The organism is Blastococcus saxobsidens (genome assembly GCF_002938435.1).
Taxonomy (GTDB): domain Bacteria; phylum Actinomycetota; class Actinomycetes; order Mycobacteriales; family Geodermatophilaceae; genus Blastococcus; species Blastococcus saxobsidens.
Window position 1 is genome coordinate 151,695 of sequence record NZ_POQT01000001.1, and the last position, 17,839, is coordinate 169,533.

The window sequence follows — 17,839 nt, forward strand, 5'->3', positions numbered from 1 at the left end:
CGGAACCCCGTTCTTGCACTCGCAGGGGTCGAGTGCCAAACTCGTTTCTGGCACTCGGGGCTCCCGAGTGCCAATCAGGTCGGAACGGTGAGGCGCCGGCGCGCGGACGCAAGGGAGTCCGTGTCACCCGGTGTCGTCCGTCGCGGGCACCCACCCGGCCGTGCAGCGATCCATGCTCGGAGGACATCACCACATGGCCAAGATGATCGCGTTCAACGAAGAGGCGCGCCGCGGCCTCGAGCGAGGCATGAACATCCTCGCCGACGCCGTCAAGGTGACCCTCGGCCCCCGTGGCCGGAACGTCGTTCTTGAGAAGAAGTGGGGCGCGCCCACCATCACCAACGATGGTGTGAGCATCGCCAAGGAGATCGAGCTCGAGGACCCGTGGGAGAAGATCGGGGCCGAGCTCGTCAAGGAGGTCGCCAAGAAGACCGACGACGTCGCGGGTGACGGCACCACCACCGCCACCGTGCTGGCCCAGGCGCTCGTGCGCGAGGGTCTGCGCAACGTCGCCGCCGGCGCGAATCCGATGGCCCTGAAGAAGGGCATCGAGAAGGCCGTCGCCGCGGTCTCGGAGTACCTCCTCTCGACCGCCAAGGACGTCGAGACCAAGGAGCAGATCGCGGCCACCGCCTCGATCTCCGCCGCTGACCCCGCCATCGGTGAGCTCATCGCCGAGGCCATGGACAAGGTCGGCAAGGAAGGTGTCATCACCGTCGAGGAGAGCAACACCTTCGGCCTCGAGCTCGAGCTCACCGAGGGCATGCGCTTCGACAAGGGCTACATCTCGCCCTACTTCGTGACCGACGCCGAGCGCATGGAGGCCGTCCTCGACGACCCGTACGTGCTCGTCGTGAACTCGAAGATCAGCTCGGTCAAGGACCTGCTCCCGCTGCTGGAGAAGGTCATGCAGGGCGGCAAGTCCCTGGCCATCATCGCCGAGGACGTCGAGGGCGAGGCCCTCGCGACCCTGGTCGTGAACAAGATCCGTGGCACCTTCAAGTCCGTCGCCGTCAAGGCCCCGGGCTTCGGTGACCGTCGCAAGGCCATGCTCGGCGACATCGCCATCCTCACCGGTGGCCAGGTCATCAGCGAGGAGGTCGGCCTCAAGCTCGAGAGCGCCGGCGTCGAGCTGCTGGGCCGCGCCCGCAAGGTCGTCGTCACCAAGGACGAGACCACGATCGTCGAGGGTGCCGGTGACGCCGACCAGATCCAGGGTCGCGTCAACCAGATCCGCGCCGAGATCGAGAAGTCGGACTCCGACTACGACCGCGAGAAGCTCCAGGAGCGCCTGGCCAAGCTCGCCGGTGGCGTCGCCGTCATCAAGGCCGGTGCCGCGACCGAGGTCGAGCTCAAGGAGCGCAAGCACCGCATCGAGGACGCGGTGCGCAACGCCAAGGCCGCCGTCGAGGAGGGCATCGTCGCCGGTGGTGGCGTCGCTCTCGCGCAGGCCGCCGCCGTCGCGTTCGAGAAGCTCGAGCTCGAGGGTGACGAGGCCACCGGCGCGAACATCGTGCGCGTCGCGCTCGAGGCGCCGCTGAAGCAGATCGCCATCAACGCCGGCCTCGAGGGCGGCGTCGTGGCGGAGAAGGTCCGCAACTCGGACACCGGCTGGGGCCTCAACGCCGCCACCGGCGAGTACGTGGACCTGGTCGCCGCCGGGATCATCGACCCCGCCAAGGTGACCCGCTCGGCGCTGCAGAACGCCGCCTCCATCGCGGCGCTCTTCCTCACCACCGAGGCCGTCATCGCCGACAAGCCGGAGAAGGCCTCTGCGGCTGCCGCCGGCGGCGGCGACATGGGTGGCATGGGCGGCATGGACTTCTGAGTCCGGCTCCCTGCACCATGTGACACCAGCACTGCCCGGCAGGGGCGGTCCGCTCTCCAGCGGACCGTCCCTGTCGGCGTTCCTGGGGTGGCCGGCTCCGCGGGATCCCGCAGAGCCCTACTTCGGGGAACCAGGGCTCTGGGACGTCGTCCAAACCCCTACTTCCCCGAAGTCGGGGTTCCGCGGGTCCTTGAACCGGGCGGGTGAGTGGGCCCCGGGATGCGCGTCAGCCATGACAGCGCAGGGTAGGCGGCTGCCGTGGCGGTGATCATCGGGACCTCGGGCTGGCAGTACCGCGACTGGCGGGGCGCCTTCTACCCGCAGGAGCTCGCCCAGCGCCTGTGGCTGGAGCACTACGTCCAGCACTTCGCCACGGTGGAGAGCAACAACGCCTTCTACCGGCTGCCCGAGCGCGAGACTTTCGTGAAGTGGAAGGACCGCACCCCCGACGACTTCCGGTGGTCGGTCAAGGCCAGCCGCTTCCTCACCCACATCAAGCGGCTGCGCGAACCGGAGGAGCCGGTCGGCCGGCTGATGGAGCGCGCGGCGGGGTTGGGCACCAAGCTGGACACGATCCTGCTGCAGCTCCCGCCCACGCTGAAGGCCGACGCCGAGCTGCTGCGTGACTGCCTGGCGCAGTTCCCGGCCGGGGCGCGGGTGGCGGTGGAGCCGCGGCACGAGTCGTGGTGGACCGACGACGTCCGGGCGCTGCTGGAGCGCTACGGGGCAGCGCTGTGCTGGGCCGACCGCGACGAGCAGCCGGTCGCCCCGCTCTGGCGCACGACCGACTGGGGCTACCTGCGCTTCCACCACGGCTTCGAGGGGTGGGGCTACCGCCCCGGCACCCTGCAGCTGTGGGCCGATCGCATCGCCGCGACGTACGGCGAGGAGGACGTGCTCGTCTACTTCAACAACGATCCGGGCTGCAACGCGGTCATCGACGCCGTGGTGTTCGCCGACGCCGTCCGCCGGGCGGGCCTCACGCCGACCCGTGTGCCCACCGCCGACCAGGCGACCGGGGTGGCCTGGTCGGCGCCCTGATCCGATCGACGGCCGGGCCCGTCCGGGACCCGACCGTCGAGGGGGTCAGTCGTCCTCGGGCTTCCCCGCGTCCTTGCGGGCCTGCTCAGCGGCCTCCTCGGCGTCCTCCCGGGCCTGCTCGGCTGCCTCCTCGGCGGCCTCCCGAGCCTGCTCGGCTGCCTCCTCGGCGTCCTCCCGGGCCTCATCGGCTGCTTCCCGTGCGGCCTTCTCGGCCTCGCGGGCGGCCTTCTCCTGCTCCTTGGCGGCGTCGCGGGCAGCCTTCTCGGCGTCCTTTGCGGCGTCCCGGGTGGCCTTCTCGGCGTCCTTCGTGGCCTGGCGCTCCTGCGCCTTCAGCAGCGCCTCCTGGGCGTGCTCGTCGGCGTGCTCGAGGGCGTTGTCCAGGCCGCGGTCGCCGGTCGAGTCCTCGGTGCTGTCGTCGGCTGCATCGCCTGCCGCGTCGTCACCGGGGCCGTCGATGCCCGAGTCGTCGGTCTCGATGGCGTCGTCGGAGGACGAGTCGCTCGAGTCCGGCAGATCGAAGGGGGACACCGTCTCCACGCTCTGAGCGACGACGTCCTGCACCGGCTCGGGCAGGGCGCCGGCAGCGCCGGCCCCGGTGATCCCGGCGGTCGCGATGCCCAGCCCGGTCGCCACCTGCGCTGCGGTGCTGGCGCCGGCGACCTTGGCGATGACAGCGGCCAGACCTTCGAGAAGAGCCATGGATCGTGTTCCCTCCGAACATGGGCCGCCGATGCGGCTCGTCGCTCGGATATCGGCAGGGCCGGGGGAACCCTGAAGTCCGCCGGGCGGGGATCACCCATCAGAGGACGTCGATCGCCTCGCGGTGCCGCACGCCCAGCTGCTCGGCGGCGCGCCCCAGCACGTCCTGGACGGCGAGGGTGTCGGCCAGCGGCATGACGGCGCTCTCGGTGCGGCCGGCCCGCAGGCACTCGGTCACCTCGACCAGCTCGTGCGCGTACCCGGCACCCACCGGACGGCGGGTGATCTCCTCGGGCTCGGCGCCGGCACGGTGCAGCACGAACGTCTGCGGGTGGTGGAAGCGCGGCAGGACGTCGATCCACCCCGTGGTGCCGAAGATGCGGGCCTGCCCGGGCAGGGCGTTGCGCAGCGACGTCAGCAGGGTCGCCGAGCGGCCGTCGCCGTACTCGAGCAGCAGGGCGGCCTCCGCGTCGGCACCGCTGGGGAACAGCGATCCGGTGGCGACGACGCGTTCCGGCGTTCCGAGCAGCATCTGGGCGAAGGACACCACGTAGACGCCGAGGTCGAGCAGCGCACCGCCGCCGAGCTCCATGGCGAAGAGCCGGTCCACGGGGTCGTACTGGCGGCTGACGCCGAGGTCGACCTGCATCGAGCGGACCTCCCCGATCGCGCCGTCGGCGATCAGCTCGCGGACGGCGACGACGGCCGGCTGGAACCGGGTCCACATCGCCTCCATGGTGAAGACGCCGCTGCGCCGGGCCTGCTCGACCACCTCCACCGCCCCCGCGGTGGTGGCGGTGAAGGCCTTCTCCACCAGCAGCGCCTTGCCGGCCCGCAGCGCGGCCAGCGCGATCGCGTGGTGCTGCGGGTGCGGCGTGGCGATGTAGAGCACGTCGACGTCCGGGTCGGCGATGATCCCCGCGTAGGAGCCGTGCGCCCGGTCCAGCCCGTGGCGGGCGGCGAAGGCGTCGGCGCGTGCCTGCGAGCGGGAGGCGACGGCGACCGGCCGCGCAGCGGGGACGTGCGGGAAGTCGCGCACCACGTTCTCGGCGATGCGGCCCGGTCCGACGACTCCCCAGCGGATCTCTGCGCTCACCCGGCAGACGCTAGTCGCGGCCCGGCAGACTGCCCTGCGTGGCCGTGCTGATCGACACCCCCGTGTGGCCGTGGCGCGGGCGGAGGTGGTCGCACCTGGTCAGCGACGTGTCCTACGACGAGCTGCACGCCTTCGTCGCCGCCGAGCTGGGCATCCCGCGGCGGGCGTTCCAGGGCGACCACTACGACATCCCCGAGGACCTGTACGAGATCGCCGTCGCGGCGGGGGCGCAGCCGGTCGGCTCCCGGGAGCTGCTCAGCCGGCTGATGGCGGCGGGGTTGCGTTCCCGGAAGCCCCGCCCGCCGCAGCGCGCGACCTGAGCAGCGCCAGCTCGGCGGCCAGGTTCGCCCGGGCGCGTGGCTCCCAGCCGGCGACGTCGGGGAGCCGGTACAGCCGCGGGAGGGCCAGCAGCTGCTCCAGGACGGCGATCCGGCCGGCGGTGAACTCCTCGTCGGAGAGGTGCCCGTACTCCGCTCGGATCGCCGAGGCGTAGGCGGCGTAGGCCTCCGGCGGGCCGGCGAGCACGGCCAGGTCGGCGTCGCACAGGGCCGCGCCGTTGCGGTCGTCGGGGGCGGGGTCGTGCGAGGCGGTGAGCAGCACCAGCCGGACCACTTCCTCGACCCGCTCGTCGGACACCAGGCCGCGCAGGCCGGCGCGGGCCCGCGCGGCGCTGACCTGCTCGTTGTCCGGGCGCTGCGGGTCGTAGACGACGTCGTGGTACCAGGCGGCCAGCCGGACGGCGTCGGGATCGGGCGCCCCGGCAGCGAGCCGGCCGGCCATCCCGAGGACGGCGGCCAGGTGGGCGAGGTCGTGGTACCGGCGGTGCGGCTCGCTCCAGGCGGCGACGACGGCGGCCCACTCGGTGCGCGAGGTGGGGGAGTCGCCGGCGAGCTCGGCCCAGGCGTCGAAGCCCACGAGGGTGCTCATCGGGCACCGCAGGTGCGGAGGGCGAGCAGGGCGAAGGCACGCGCCGCGGTGACCAGTTCCGCGACGGGCACCGACTCCTGCGGCCCGTGCGCCAGGTTCAGGTCCCCCGGGCCGTAGTGCAGCGTCGGGATGCCGGCGGCGGCGTACAGCCGCAGGTCCGTGCCGGCGGCCAGCGCGCGCTCGGCCGGCGGTGCGCCCCCGGCGTCGGTCACGGCCGCCCGGACGGCGGGCAGCAGCGGATGCCCGCCCTCCAGCTGACCGCTGGCGAACGTGCCGCCGGTCCAGGACAGCCGCACCGGGTGGCCGGCCAGCCAGGGGTGGGCGTCGCAGATCGCGGCCAGCCGCTGCTCCAGCGCCGCCCGCGCCGTCTCCAGCGGCTCGCCCAGGCGCACGCCGTAGCGCCCCTCGGCGACCAGCCGGTCGGGCACCGAGCTCGCCCAGTCGCCGGCCTGCACGCGGCCGATCGAGATCCCGTAGGGGAAGCGCGCCTCGCCGAACCGGGGGTCGGCGTCCCGCTGCCGCTCGGCCTCGAAGGCCTGCAGTCCCGCGTGCACGTGGCCGAACAGCTCGATCGCGCTGACGCCGCGGTCGCGCATGGCCGCGTGCGCGGCGTGCCCGGTGATCTCGAGCCGGAACGTGAGCGCGCCGGCGTGCGCGGTGACCACGGCACGGTCGGTGGGCTCGGGGATGACGCAGAGGTCGCCGGTGTGGCCGCGGCGCAGCGTGGCCCAGGCGCCCAGCCCGCCGTCCTCCTCGCCGACGACGCCGTGCAGCGCGAGCGGCCGGACCAGCCGGACCCCCGCCGTCCGCAGGGCGTGCAGCGCGGCGAGTGCGGCGGCCACGCCGGCCTTCATGTCGCAGGCGCCGCGCCCGTGCAGCGCACCGCCGGCGATTCGGGGGACGAACGGGTCGCCGTCCCACAGCGCGCGGTCGCCGGGCGGGACGACGTCGGTGTGGCCGGAGAGGATCAGCGCGGGCCGGCCGTCGTCGTCCCCGGGCACGGTGCCGACGACGCCCCAGGCCTCGGTGCGCCCGACCTCCTGGCCGGGAGCGTCGGGCGCGGTCGCCGCCTCCGCGAGGTCGATCGGCCACAGGTCGACGTCGCAGCCGAGCTCGGCGAGCCGGCCGGCGAGCAGGTGCTGCACCTCGCTCTCGGCGGCGGTGCCGCCCACCGACGGGACGGCGACCAGCTCGCGCAGCCGGTCCACCGCCCACTGCTCGTCGACGGCGGAGAGCACGCGGGCCTCGACGGGGGTGCGGTCGGCCATGCGGCGGAGTCTGGCACGACTCGGCGGCCGGATCTGTCGCCCCGGGGCGCTAGCTTGTCGCCCGTGACCCGACCTCCGCCGCCCCCCGGCTGGTACCCCGATCCGGCCGGCGGCCCGAGCGCGCGCTGGTGGGACGGCCAGGGCTGGACCGAGCACCTGCAGCAGGCGGGTCCGCCGCCGGCGCCCGCCCAGCAGGTGCCCGCGGGCCCCTCGCTCTACGACCAGCCGGTGCTCCTCGTCTCGCAGAAGACGAAGCTGATCGAGCTGACCAACGAGTACGCGGTCCTCGACGGCCAGGGGGCGCAGATCGGCGCCGTCGTCCAGGTGGGGCAGAGCACGGCGAAGAAGGCGGTCCGCCTCTTCACCCAGCTCGACCAGTTCCTCACCCACCGGCTGGAGGTCCGCGACGCCCGCGGGCCGGTGCTGGTGCTCACCCGCCCGGCGAAGGTCATGAAGTCGCGGGTCGTCGTGGAGCGGCCCGACGGCACCCCGCTCGGCGAGATCGTGCAGGCCAACGTCTTCGGCAGGATCCGGTTCGACCTCGTGGTGGGCGACCAGGTGATCGGGGCGATCCAGGCGGAGAACTGGCGGGCCTGGGACTTCGCCGTCGTCGACGCGGCCGGCACGGAGGTCGCCCGCATCACGAAGAAGTGGGAGGGCCTGGCCCGCACGATGTTCACCACCGCGGACCGGTACGTCGTCCTCGTGCACTACCGCCTGCCCGAACCGCTCGCCAGCATGGTCATCGCGTCCGCGCTCACCGTGGACACCGCGCTCAAGCAGGATGACCGCGGCTTCAACTGACCCGTTCGACGCAGACCTCACCGCCGGCGATGGGAGACCCGATGAGCACGGCCACGGAGACGGGCACGCAGGCGCCCGAGCTGCATCCCGCCGACCGCCACGACCTGATCCGGGTCCTCGGCGCGCGGGAGAACAACCTCAAGGACATCAGCGTCGAGCTCCCGAAGCGCCGGCTGACGGTGTTCACCGGCGTCTCCGGCTCGGGCAAGAGCTCGCTGGTCTTCGGGACGATCGCCGCGGAGTCCCAGCGGATGATCAACGAGACGTACAGCGCCTTCGTGCAGGGCTTCATGCCCAACCTGGCCCGGCCGGAGGTCGACCTCCTGGAAGGCCTGACGACGGCGATCATCGTCGACCAGGAACGCATGGGCGCCAATCCCCGCTCCACCGTCGGCACGGCCACCGACGCCAACGCGATGCTGCGCATCCTGTTCAGCCGGCTCGGGCAGCCGCAGATCGGCCCGCCCACCGCGTTCTCCTTCAACGTCCCGACGCGCAAGGCCAGCGGGGTGATGAGCACCGAGAAGTCCGGCGGCCGGGTCGAGAAGAACGTCGTCCGCGACGTCGTCTACCTCGGCGGCATGTGCCCGCGGTGCGAGGGCATGGGTTCGGTCTCCGACTTCGACCTCACCGCGCTGTACGACGCCTCGAAGTCGCTGAACGAAGGCGGGCTGATGGTCCCGGGCTACAGCATGGACGGGTGGTACGGCCGCCTGTTCCAGGGCATCGGCCTCGACCTGGACAAGCCGATCGGGACGTACACGAAGAAGGAGATGGACGCCCTCCTCTACAAGGAGCCGACCAAGATCAAGGTCGAGGGCGTCAACCTTACCTACGAGGGCGTGATCCCGAAGGTCCAGAAGTCGATGCTGTCCAAGGACGTCGAGGCGATGCAGCCGCACGTGCGGCGCTTCGTCGAGCGGGTGATCACGTTCCAGACCTGCCCCGAGTGCGACGGCACCCGGCTCACCCCGGAGGCCAGGTCGTCGCGGATCGGGGGCAAGAACATCGCCGACCTCTGCGCGATGCAGATCAGCGACCTCGCGGACTGGGTCCGGGCGCTGGAGGAGCCATCGGTCGCCCCGCTGCTCACCGGGCTGCAGCACCTGCTCGACTCTTTCTCCGAGATCGGGCTGGGCTACCTCTCCCTCGACCGGCCGGCGGGCACGCTGTCCGGGGGAGAGGCGCAGCGCACCAAGATGATCCGCCACCTCGGCTCGTCGCTGACCGACGTCACCTACGTCTTCGACGAGCCCACGATCGGGCTGCACCCGCACGACATCGAGCGGATGAACGGCCTGCTGCTCCAGCTGCGCGACAAGGGCAACACCGTGCTGGTCGTCGAGCACAAGCCGGAGACCATCGCCATCGCCGACCACGTCGTCGACCTCGGTCCGGGCGCCGGGACGGAAGGCGGGATGGTCTGCTTCCAGGGCACCGTGGAGGCGTTGCGGGCGAGCGACACCGTGACCGGCCGCCACCTCGACGACCGGGCGCACCTCAAGCGGTCGGTGCGGTCGTCCTCCGGCGCGCTGGAGGTCCGCGGCGCGTCGACGCACAACCTGCAGGACGTGGACGTCGACATCCCGCTCGGGGTGCTGTGCGTGCTGACCGGTGTGGCCGGATCGGGAAAGAGCTCGCTCGTTCGCGACGCTTGCGGAGCGAAGGGAAGCATCAGCACGGGGTCCGTCGTCGGCCGGGACGGGGTCGTGACGGTCGACCAGGGGGCGATCAAGGGCTCCCGGCGCAGCAACCCGGCCACGTACACCGGGCTGCTCGAGCCGATCCGCAAGGCGTTCGCGAAGGCCAACGGCGTCAAGCCGGCCCTCTTCAGCTCCAACTCCGAGGGCGCCTGCCCCACCTGCAACGGCGCCGGCGTCATCTACACCGAGCTCGGCGTCATGGCCACCGTCGAGTCCCCGTGCGAGGAGTGCGGGGGGAGGCGGTTCCAGGCGTCGGTGCTGGAGTACACGTTCGGCGGGAAGAACATCGCCGAGGTGCTCGCGCTGCCGGTCGCCGAGGCCCGCGACTTCTTCGGCGACGGCGACGCACGCACGCCGGCGGCGCACGCGATCCTGGAACGGCTGGCCGACGTCGGCCTCGGGTACCTCACCCTCGGCCAGCCGCTCACCACCCTCTCCGGCGGCGAGCGGCAGCGGCTGAAGCTGGCCACCCAGATGGCGGAGAAGGGCGACGTCTACGTCCTCGACGAGCCCACGACCGGGCTGCACCTCGCCGACGTGGAGAACCTGCTCGGCCTGCTCGACCGATTGGTGGACTCCGGCAAGTCGGTCATCGTCATCGAGCACCACCAGGCGGTCATGGCACACGCCGACTGGATCATCGACCTGGGGCCGGGAGCCGGGCACGACGGTGGCCGGGTGGTCTTCGAGGGCACGCCGGCCGGCCTGGTCGCCGCCCGGTCGACGCTCACCGGCCAGCACCTCGCGGCCTACGTGGGCGGCTGAGGAGAGGGGTCGCGGTGCGGATCGCCGGGGCGGCTGGGGCGGCATCGTCGTCGTCGCGGGGGTAGCCTCGGTGATGTCCGGGCCGGGTGCATCGTGCCCCCGGGTGCCATTTGGTTACCGCCTTCACGGACTACCGCCCCGACCTCGGTCGGGGGCCTGGAGCCGTGTTGTGCTCTCCGCCGCGAGGCGGCCGTCATCCGGTCCGGACCTGACGTGACGAGAGCCCCCGCCGTCAGGGCGGGGGCTCTCGTGCGTTCGTACCGGGGGTGCGCCCGAGGGCGCAGCCCTCAGTAGCGCTCTTCGGTGGTGCTCCGGCGGACGGGCGCACCGTCGGCATCCCCGTAGGCGTCGGTGCGGGTCACCCGGCGCTGGCGGGGACCCCAGACGGCGAGCTCCAGGACGATGCCCAGGGCGCCGACGATCATCAGGATCCAGCCGACCACCTGGAGGTCCACGCCGCTGACGTCCACCCGGAGGGCGAAGGTCAGGATCGCGCCGAGCGCGAGCAGCACGATGGCGGTTCCGAGTCGCATGGCGAACTCCTTCCTCGCGGTCCGCAGCACGAACCGGCGGCTGTCGCCGCGGATGCAGCGGTGTCCCGCACGGCCTGCCGCGAACCCCCTCAGGGCGCGAGATCCCCCGAACGGGTGGGGCCCGAGGGGCCTCAGACGCGGACACCGGCGTCAGGACCGCGATCGCCCGATGCCGTCGCCATGGCCGCCACCCGCAGCCTGCTGCCGACCGCTTGAGGCCGGATCCGTCAGCGGTCGCCCCTGCCGGTCGGGCGCCGCGGCCGAATGTGCAGTTGTCGGCGCCGACACGGCTGGACGCGCCGAGACGAGCAACCGGAACTGCTCACTCGGCCGGCGCCGTCGTCAGAGCATCGTGCGGAGGCGCTCCCGGCGGGCGCGCAGCACGTCGACCGATGCGGACGCCGACGGCGGCCCGGGCACGGACTGGCGCAGCTGGGTGTGCACCACGGCTTGCGGCTGCGAGGTGCGTGCCGCGACCCGGTTCACGAGCTTGTTGATCTCCCGGCGCAGCTCGGCGGCGTCGCGCCACGAGCGGCCGGCGTCGTCCTCGTCCGGGTGGTCCTCGACCAGCATGAAGTCGCCGTCGTCGGCCCGGTGGCTGGCAGCGATCCGCAGCCGCAGCTCGTCGTCCCGCTTGGCCAGCAGCTCCGCCGTCTGCGCCGGGGTGAGCAGCCCCGGGATGCCCAGGAACTCCTCTTCCTCCTCGCCGACGACCACCGTGGCGCCGGAGCCCTCTCCGGTGTGCGCGGTGCCGCTGTGCAGGACGTGCGCGAACCGTGCGTCGGCCTCCAGTGCCTCCCACTGCTTCATCTCGCCCTCGCGCGGCTCCCGCGGCGGCAGGTCGAGCGCCTCCAGCTCCTCGTCGGGCTGGGTCCGCGGCGGGGGCATGACGTGGTTGCGCTGCTCCTCCATGGAGGCGGCCAGCGCGAGCAGCGGGCGGACGGCGGGGAGGAACACGGTGGCCGACTCGTGCGTGGCCCGGGACCGGACGACGCGGCCGACGGCCTGGGCGAAGAACAACGGCGTCCGGTAGGAGGTCATCCAGGCCAGGACGGCGGCCCGCGGGACGTCGACGCCCTCGGAGATCATGCGGACGCAGACGGCGATCCGGGCCGACCCGGTGGCGAAGCGCTCGATCTTCTTCGACGCCTTCGGGTCGTCGGAGAGGATCAGCTCGGCGGGCTTGCCCGTGACCCGGCGGACGATCTTGGCGTAGGCCCGGGCGTCGTCCTGGTCGCTGGCGAGGATCAGGCCGGCGGCGTCGGGCATGCCGCCCTCCTCCCGCAGGTGCGTGATCCGGTCGTCCATCGCGGCGATGACGTGCGGCACCCACTGGCCCTTGGGGTCCAGCGCGGTACGCCAGGCCTGCATCTCCACCGACTTGGTGCCGGCCTCCGACAGCGATGCGGCGACGACGTCACCGGCGGAGTTCCGCCAGCGCGAGGTGCCGGTGTAGGCGGCGAAGACGACCGGGCGGACGACGTTGTCGGCCAGCGCCTCCTTGTAGCCGTAGGTGTAGTCGGCGCGGCTGACCAGGCCGCCCGCCTCGCCCTCGAAGGTGTCCTCCTCGTACCGGACGAAGGGGATGCGCTCGTCGGGCTTGGTGCGGAACGGCGTCCCGGTCAGGCACAGCCGGCGGGCGGCCATGCCGTAGGCCTCCTCGACCGCCTCGCCCCAGGAGAGACCGTCACCGGCGTGGTGGACCTCGTCGAGGATCACCAGCGACTTGACCGCCGTGGACCGTGCCGCGTGCAGCATCGGCTTGCCGGCCACCTGCGCATAGGTGGTCACGTAGCCCTGGGTGCCGGCGCGGACGGGTCCGACGGCGTTGGTCAGGTTGGGATCGAGGACGATGCCCATCCGGTCGGCCGCCTCGGCCCACTGCAGCCGGAGGTGGTCGGTCGGGCAGACGACGACGACGCGGGCGACCTCGCGCCTCGACAGCAGCCGGGCGGCCAGCGTCAGGGCGAAGGTCGTCTTTCCGGCGCCCGGCGTAGCGGTGACCAGGAAGTCCTTGGGGGAGCTCTCCTCGTACTGGCTGAGCGCGGTCTGCTGCCACGCTCGGAGCGGTCGGCCGGTCGTCTGCGGGCTCAAGGTCTCCGCTCGCAATGCACTCCCCATGTCGGGACCCATCTTCGCTGGCGCGGAGACGACACGCCCAACCGGCCGCCTGCCGCGTGCCTCGCCCGCCGCCACGTATGGCGGACCGCCATACCGCCGCTGAGCTGGGAATGCGCGGGAGCGGCAGGGCCGGTGTGGGAATCCTCATGTGTGGACGGAACGCCTCGTCACGCCCCGTCGGTCCCGGCTTTCACAGGCGCCTCCTGCTCCCTGCGGCGGGTGGGAACGGAGGGGTCGGGGCCGTATCGCCGCGGGCGCCGCGCCCGGAGCAACGAGGCAGGTCCGCCGGCGCCGCTACGGTCCGCCGCATGACGCGGTTCGGGATCGACGCACCCACGCTGCTGCACCTCGTCGCCGAGGGGGTGGAGGTCGCTGCCGGCCATCAGCTGGTCGCCCCGCAGCTGCTCCGCTCGCAGGCGCTCGCGCTGCTCTTCGACGCCGTCCGACAGGGTGAGCTGACCGAGACCGAGGCGCTGCGGAGGCACGAGGTCCTGACCGGGATCAAGGTCCGGCTGCTCGGCGACCGCGTCTCCCGCCGGGTCGCCTGGCAGATCGCCCGCGAGCGCGGCATGGAGACGCAGGATGCCGAGTACCTGGCCGTGACCCGGCTGCAGGCCGACCTGTTCGTCACCGTCGACGAGGCCGTCCGAGCCCGGGCCGAGGGCATCGTGCCGCTCGGGACCGTGGAGCAGCTGTCGGCCTAGGGTGCCGACCGGTCCAGCGGCTCCCACGAGTCGTGCCGAGCCGGCGCGCCGGCACTGTCCAGCAGGTCGCGCACCGCTGCGAGGGGCAGCTCGGCGGCCCGTCCCGTGGGCAGCATGGGCCCGCCGGCCCCCTCGACCTGGAGGACGACCAGCTCCCCGGCGCGCAGGGCTCCCCGCGCCGACAGCTGCGGCGTCGAGGACTCCAGGAACCGAGCGACGGTGCCCTGGGGCAACGGCAGCTGCACCGGCACGGCGACGAACGTGACGGGGGCGACGACCGGGTCGACGGCCAGCACGACGGGGTGCCCGACGAAGTCGGCGGTGAGCAGTCCGAGTGCCGGCCGCGAGGCGACGGTGCGGGCGCTGCGGACGGCCCGCCCGCGACGCCGGAACCACAGGCCGAGGCCTCCTGCCCACAGCACCCCGACCACGAGCCCGGCCGCGCTGAGGGCCGCAGCCCGGTCGAACGCGTCGTCGTCCCCGCTCAGTCGCGCGGCCGATGGGTCGGACCGGGAGTACTCGATGCCCGCCTCCGTGCCCTTCGCCAACCCGTGGTCGACGGCGACATCGGTCTCCCGGACACGCCCCTGGGTGTCGCGGAAGCGCACGGTGACCATGCCGGGGACGGGACCGAAGGAGTCGAAGGCGCGTTCCCCGGTGCTCGTCGCCTGGGTGCTCACCGTGGGTCCCGTGGCCAGCGCGTACCCCTGCGCAGGCACTGGCCACATCACCGCCACGACGAAGACCACCAGCCCGACCGGCCACGCCAAGCCGGCGAGCACGGACATCGGGCGGACGGTCGAGCGGGCACCACTGGGACGGCGGGCGTCCTCCCAGCCTTCCGTCGGGACCTGGCGGCGGGCGTGGGGCGCGAGCCGGGCGAGGAGCGCCGCCGGCTGCTCCCCGGGTCGCGGTACGAGGTCGGCTGTGGTGAGCGGGGGCGGGGGAGACGCCGGCACGGCGGGAGCGGGCGGCTCCTCCGACGCGGCCCACGCCCTCCGGCGGCTGCTCAGGTGGCGGAGACGGAGACCGCCCACGAGTGCCGGCGGGAGCCCGAACATCAGGGCGATGCCCACGTACGTGCCCCCCGTCGTGGGATCGCCCGGGTCCGGCCAGCCGGTGACCCGGACGTCGAACCGGCTGCCGGCGGGCTCGTCGTAGCAGTCCGCCTCGCCGCTGCGTTCGATCCCGTCGGGGTCCTCCCACACGACGTCGCAGAAGCCCTCGCCGTCACCGCCCAGGACCGTGACCGTGGCGGAGTAGCCGGTGACGTACATGCACAGGCAGAAGGCGATCCACAGCCCGCTCACGCCCAGGAGCAGCCAGGCCCACCACGAGTGCCCGGCCTTCGGCGCGGTGCCCGGCCAGGTCCGGGTGGCCGCGGGCAACGTGGGGAGGCAGTCGGTGAGCACGTCGGCGTCGTGCTCGCTCAGCGTCAGGGAGACGACCCGACCGTCGGTCAGCCGTAGGCGGAGAACGACGTCGTCGGGGCCGCTGGATAAATCGATCGCCATCGCCCTGGACAGGACGTCCGCACCCGCCAGGTCCACCCGTCGGCCACCCCACCTGGCCGCCCAGACCGCGTGCCCGGGGGCGAGGGCCACCTGCCCCGCCCTCGCACGGTGGCCCGGGAGGGCGAGGTGCGCCCGCATCGTCGCGCCGCCGCCTCGGTCGAGCTCCGCGCGACGCGCCGTCGCCCGCCGCCGCTGCCACCAGCTCTGGCAGAACAGCACGACCAGTCCGACCAGCAAGCCTCCGACCGCGGTCACGAAGGTCTCCACGTCACTGGCCTTCGGCACCCGTGGTGGCGCGCGACAGTCGAACCGCTCAGTCGGCGGGCTCGTCCACCCAGTCGGGGCCGTTGACCTCGCCCGGACCGGCCAGGTCGGCGGCGTCGACGATCGTGTATGCGTAGCCCTGCTCTGCGAGGAAGCGCTGCCGGTGGGCGGCGTACTCGCTGTCCAGGGTGTCGCGGCTGATCACCGTGTAGAAGTGCGCCTGCCGGCCGTCGGCCTTGGGGCGGAGCACCCGGCCGAGCCGCTGCGCCTCCTCCTGCCGCGACCCGAACGTGCCCGACACCTGGACGGCGACGGCGGCCTCGGGCAGGTCGATGGAGAAGTTCGCGACCTTGGAGACGACGAGGGTCTTGATCTCCCCGATGCGGAACGCCTGGAAGAGGCGCTCGCGCTCCTTGTTGGTGGTCGACCCCTGGATCACCGGGGCGTCGAGCGCCTCACCCAGTGCCTCGAGCTGGTCGAGGTAGGCGCCGATGACCAGCTTCTGCTCGTCGGGGTGGCGCTCCAGCACGCGGCGGATGACCGGCAGCTTCGACTGCGCGGTCGCCGCGATCCGGTACCGCTCCTCGGGCTCGGCGACGGCGTAGGTCATCCGCTCCTCGTCGTCGAGCGCCACCCGCACCTCGATGCACTCCGCCGGCGCGATGTAGCCCTGCGCCTCGATGTCCTTCCAGGGCGCGTCGTACCGCTTGGGCCCGATGAGGGAGAAGACGTCGTCCTCGCGCCCGTCCTCGCGCACCAGCGTGGCGGTGAGACCGAGCCGGCGGCGGGACTGCAGGTCGGCGGTCAGCCGGAAGATCGGCGCGGGCAGCAGGTGCACCTCGTCGTAGACGATCAGGCCCCAGTCCTGCGCGTCGAAGAGGTCCAGGTGCCGGTACTCGCCCTTCCGGCGGGTGGTGATCACCTGGTAGGTCGCGATGGTGACCGGCCGGATCTCCTTGCGCTCCCCGGAGTACTCGCCGATCTCCTCCTCGGTCAGCGTCGTGCGGGCGATGAGCTCCCGCTTCCACTGCCGCCCGGAGACGGTGTTGGTCACCAGGATCAGCGTGGTCGCCTTGGCCTCGGCCATCGCCGCGGCGCCGACCAGCGTCTTCCCGGCACCACAGGGCAGGACGACGACGCCCGAGCCGCCGGCCCAGAAGCCCTCGACGGCCTCCTGCTGGTAGTCGCGCAGCTGCCAGTCGGCCTGGTCGAGCTCGATCGGGTGCGCCGTGCCGTCGACGTAGCCGGCGAGGTCCTCGGCCGGCCAGCCGACCTTGAGCAGCGCCTGCTTGAGCCGGCCGCGCTCCGAGGGGTGGACGACGACGGAGTCGGCGTCGATGCGCTCGCCCAGCATGGGGGCGACCTTCTTCGACCGGATGACCTCCTCCAGCACCGCGCGATCGGTGCTGGTGAGCACCAGCCCGTGCACCGGGTTGTTGGCCAGCGTGAGCCGGCCGAAGCGGTCCATCGTGTCGGCGACGTCGACCAGCAGTGCGTGCGGCACCGGGTAGCGCGAGTAGCGGACGAGGGCGTCGACGACCTGCTCCGCGTCGTGCCCGGCGGCGCGCGCGTTCCAGAGTGCCAGCGGCGTCACCCGGTAGGTGTGCACGTGCTCGGGGGAGCGCTCCAGCTCGGCGAACGGCGCGATCGCCGCGCGGCACTCACGGGCCAGCGGGTGGTCGACCTCCAGCAGCAGGGTCTTGTCCGACTGGACGATCAGGGGGCCGTCGCTCAACGCGCACGCATCCTTCGCTCGGGAACTGCGGCGCGGGCGAGCGCGCCGGACTGTCCACGGTAACGCGGCGGGAGGACCGTGCCTTCCGTCGTCCGGCGGCTCGGACGGGCGAGCCGCCGGCCGACCGCTGCCGTCGCTCAAGGAGGCCTTGACGCCGGACCGGTTCGGCTACACCCTCTAGCCATGGCTACTCCCGCTAGCCCGCCGTCGTCCCGGGTGGAGTCGCGCCGCGCGGCGATGCGGGCGGAGGCCCTCGACCACGCCATCGCGCTGATGACCGAGGAGGGCGCCGGGGCCCTGAGCCTGTCGGAGGTCGCCCGCCGGCTGGGCATCCGGGGCCCCTCGCTCTACAAGTACTTCCCCTCCCGCAACGCCCTGTACGACGCGCTCTTCGCCCGCGGTCTCGCCGAGGAGCAGGCCGCGGTCCAGGCGGCGCTGGTCGGTGTCCCGCGGGGAACGCAGCGCATCCGGGCGGGAGGCGAGGCGGTGGTGCGCTGGGCGGTGGAGCACCCGGCCCTGGCGCAGCTGCTGCACTGGCGGCCCGTGCCGGGCTTCCAGCCCTCCCCGCAGACGTTCGAGCCCAGCCGCGAGGACATGGCCACCGTCCAGGAGGAGTTCGCCGAAGCGGTGCGTCTGGGCCAGCTCTCCCCGGCCGCGAACGGGGAGGACGCCGTGCGCCTCTACACGGTCGTCCTGTCCGGTCTCATCTCCCAGCAGCTCGCCAACCAGCCGGGCGTGACCTATGGCGAGGGCACCTTCAGCCGGCTCACCGGCACCGCCATCGACCTGTTCCTGTCCGCCTACGACCCGCCAGGCACCACGATGTGAGGAGAGAAC

At 72.9% G+C, this 17,839-nt stretch carries 15 protein-coding genes; 7 read left to right on the forward strand and 8 right to left on the reverse strand.

The window, feature by feature from the left end; translation table 11 throughout:
* Positions 1–193: 193 nt before the first annotated feature.
* Positions 194–1,828: a chaperonin GroEL gene (gene groL / locus C5507_RS00755; protein WP_104526617.1), complete on the forward strand. Its 1,635-nt coding sequence runs from the start codon at positions 194–196 to the stop codon at positions 1,826–1,828.
* Between the two features lie 258 nt (positions 1,829–2,086).
* Positions 2,087–2,869 (forward strand): DUF72 domain-containing protein, encoded by a 783-nt coding sequence (locus tag C5507_RS00760; RefSeq protein ID WP_104526618.1) that lies wholly within the window; start codon positions 2,087–2,089, stop codon positions 2,867–2,869.
* A gap of 45 nt (positions 2,870–2,914) precedes the next feature.
* Here the strand turns inward: C5507_RS00760 and C5507_RS00765 are convergent, their stop codons facing one another.
* Positions 2,915–3,568 (reverse strand): hypothetical protein, encoded by a 654-nt coding sequence (locus tag C5507_RS00765; RefSeq protein ID WP_104526619.1) that lies wholly within the window; start codon positions 3,566–3,568, stop codon positions 2,915–2,917.
* Between the two features lie 100 nt (positions 3,569–3,668).
* Positions 3,669–4,664, reverse strand: coding sequence for a Gfo/Idh/MocA family protein (locus tag C5507_RS00770; protein ID WP_104526620.1), 996 nt, complete (start codon positions 4,662–4,664; stop codon positions 3,669–3,671).
* 38 nt (positions 4,665–4,702) lie between these two features.
* On the opposite strand from C5507_RS00770, the gene C5507_RS00775 reads away from it, so the two are divergent.
* Positions 4,703–4,984, forward strand: coding sequence for a DUF4031 domain-containing protein (locus C5507_RS00775; RefSeq protein WP_104526621.1), 282 nt, complete (start codon positions 4,703–4,705; stop codon positions 4,982–4,984).
* Here C5507_RS00775 and C5507_RS00780 read toward each other — a convergent pair.
* Positions 4,920–5,591 (reverse strand): HD domain-containing protein, encoded by a 672-nt coding sequence (locus C5507_RS00780; protein ID WP_104526622.1) that lies wholly within the window; start codon positions 5,589–5,591, stop codon positions 4,920–4,922. The two genes, C5507_RS00775 and C5507_RS00780, sit on opposite strands and share 65 nt — an antisense overlap.
* Complete coding sequence (locus tag C5507_RS00785; protein WP_104526623.1) at positions 5,588–6,859, reverse strand: ArgE/DapE family deacylase; 1,272 nt, start codon at positions 6,857–6,859, stop codon at positions 5,588–5,590. The genes C5507_RS00780 and C5507_RS00785 overlap by 4 nt, the downstream gene beginning before the upstream one ends.
* A gap of 63 nt (positions 6,860–6,922) precedes the next feature.
* Between C5507_RS00785 and C5507_RS00790 the strand changes: the two genes are divergently transcribed.
* Both C5507_RS00790 and C5507_RS00795 read left to right on the forward strand, forming a co-directional pair.
* Positions 6,923–7,663, forward strand: coding sequence for a phospholipid scramblase-related protein (locus C5507_RS00790; protein ID WP_104526624.1), 741 nt, complete (start codon positions 6,923–6,925; stop codon positions 7,661–7,663).
* 41 nt (positions 7,664–7,704) lie between these two features.
* Positions 7,705–10,131 (forward strand): ATP-binding cassette domain-containing protein, encoded by a 2,427-nt coding sequence (locus C5507_RS00795; protein WP_104526625.1) that lies wholly within the window; start codon positions 7,705–7,707, stop codon positions 10,129–10,131.
* Positions 10,132–10,418: 287 nt separating this feature from the next.
* Here the strand turns inward: C5507_RS00795 and C5507_RS00800 are convergent, their stop codons facing one another.
* Together C5507_RS00800 and C5507_RS00805 are read right to left on the reverse strand one after the other, a co-directional pair.
* On the reverse strand, positions 10,419–10,664 hold the full coding sequence (locus C5507_RS00800; protein ID WP_207225904.1) for a DUF6458 family protein: 246 nt from the start codon (positions 10,662–10,664) through the stop codon (positions 10,419–10,421).
* 342 nt (positions 10,665–11,006) lie between these two features.
* A complete protein-coding gene (locus tag C5507_RS00805) occupies positions 11,007–12,758 on the reverse strand; it encodes a DEAD/DEAH box helicase (RefSeq protein WP_242611317.1) in 1,752 nt (583 codons plus the stop codon).
* Between the two features lie 335 nt (positions 12,759–13,093).
* Here C5507_RS00805 and C5507_RS22020 point away from each other — a divergent pair, with 335 nt between their 5' ends.
* Positions 13,094–13,489: a PIN domain-containing protein gene (locus C5507_RS22020; RefSeq protein WP_158657453.1), complete on the forward strand. Its 396-nt coding sequence runs from the start codon at positions 13,094–13,096 to the stop codon at positions 13,487–13,489.
* Here the strand turns inward: C5507_RS22020 and C5507_RS00815 are convergent.
* Complete coding sequence (locus tag C5507_RS00815) at positions 13,486–15,258, reverse strand: DUF3592 domain-containing protein (RefSeq protein WP_130504321.1); 1,773 nt, start codon at positions 15,256–15,258, stop codon at positions 13,486–13,488. The genes C5507_RS22020 and C5507_RS00815 overlap by 4 nt on opposite strands.
* Positions 15,259–15,316: 58 nt before the next feature.
* Positions 15,317–17,002, reverse strand: coding sequence for a DNA repair helicase XPB (locus C5507_RS00820; RefSeq protein WP_104526628.1), 1,686 nt, complete (start codon positions 17,000–17,002; stop codon positions 15,317–15,319).
* A 183-nt stretch (positions 17,003–17,185) separates the two neighbouring features.
* Between C5507_RS00820 and C5507_RS00825 the strand changes: the two genes are divergently transcribed.
* Positions 17,186–17,830 carry a TetR/AcrR family transcriptional regulator gene (locus C5507_RS00825; protein ID WP_104526629.1) on the forward strand — a complete coding sequence of 215 codons (645 nt, stop codon included), beginning with the start codon at positions 17,186–17,188 and terminating at the stop codon, positions 17,828–17,830.
* Positions 17,831–17,839: the final 9 nt, after the last annotated feature.

Bases quoted from the DNA above. Each gene is read 5' to 3' on its own strand.
- groL (WP_104526617.1), top strand. From the start codon at position 194: ATGGCCAAGATGATCGCGTTCAACGAAGAGGCGCGCCGCGGCCTCGAG.
- C5507_RS00765 (WP_104526619.1), bottom strand. From the start codon at position 3,568: ATGGCTCTTCTCGAAGGTCTGGCCGCTGTCATCGCCAAGGTCGCCGGC.
- C5507_RS00780 (WP_104526622.1), bottom strand. From the start codon at position 5,591: ATGAGCACCCTCGTGGGCTTCGACGCCTGGGCCGAGCTCGCCGGCGAC.
- C5507_RS00785 (WP_104526623.1), bottom strand. From the start codon at position 6,859: ATGGCCGACCGCACCCCCGTCGAGGCCCGCGTGCTCTCCGCCGTCGAC.
- C5507_RS00795 (WP_104526625.1), top strand. From the start codon at position 7,705: ATGAGCACGGCCACGGAGACGGGCACGCAGGCGCCCGAGCTGCATCCC.
- C5507_RS00800 (WP_207225904.1), bottom strand. From the start codon at position 10,664: ATGCGACTCGGAACCGCCATCGTGCTGCTCGCGCTCGGCGCGATCCTG.
- C5507_RS22020 (WP_158657453.1), top strand. From the start codon at position 13,094: ATGACGCGGTTCGGGATCGACGCACCCACGCTGCTGCACCTCGTCGCC.
- C5507_RS00825 (WP_104526629.1), top strand. From the start codon at position 17,186: ATGGCTACTCCCGCTAGCCCGCCGTCGTCCCGGGTGGAGTCGCGCCGC.